1 protein-coding gene is annotated in these 605 nt (G+C 47.9%); it reads left to right on the forward strand.

Features of this window, described 5'->3' with window-relative positions:
• A partial coding sequence (locus U0R11_RS13530; protein WP_406752358.1) for a hypothetical protein occupies positions 1-605 on the forward strand: 605 nt, incomplete at both ends.

Here is a 605-nt window from a genome sequence, read left to right on the forward strand (position 1 = left end):
AACGAGTGCGAATGTAACGATAGGCGCAGGTTCTGCTAGCAAGTTCATCATTACAGGAACAGGTACACAAACAGCAGGAGCTAGCCAAAACATTACGATTACCGCCAAAGATGCGAGTGGCAACACAGCAACAGGCTATACAGGAGCTAAGTCGATCACGTTCAGTGGAGCGAATGCTTCAAGTAGCCCAGCTACCAACCCAACTGTAGCAAGCACGAACTTTGGTACAGCCACGAGCGTGACCTTCAGCAATGGAGTAGCTACAGTGAGCATGAGCTTATTTAGAGTAGAGTCAGCAGTGGTTGTAGCCACAGATGGCTCAGTGACAACGAGCGGTTCAGATCGCTTGAGCGTAGCTGTAAGCCCAGCGGCATTTAGTAAATTAGCCTTGAGCTTGGTAGGACCACAGATTAATGCAGTAGCGTTTACGGGTACGAATACCTTAACTGCCTTGGATGCTTATGGCAATACGGTAACGGGCTTTGATGCAAGTGCGAATAACATCACGGTAACAACGACAGGCTTAACGGGTAGCATAACAGGATTATCAGGAACCGATAAATTGAACAATGCTGGCGACTTTACATCCGGCGTAGCGAACTTAA

The organism is Aquirufa salirivi (genome assembly GCF_045310485.1).
GTDB lineage: Bacteria > Bacteroidota > Bacteroidia > Cytophagales > Spirosomataceae > Aquirufa > Aquirufa salirivi.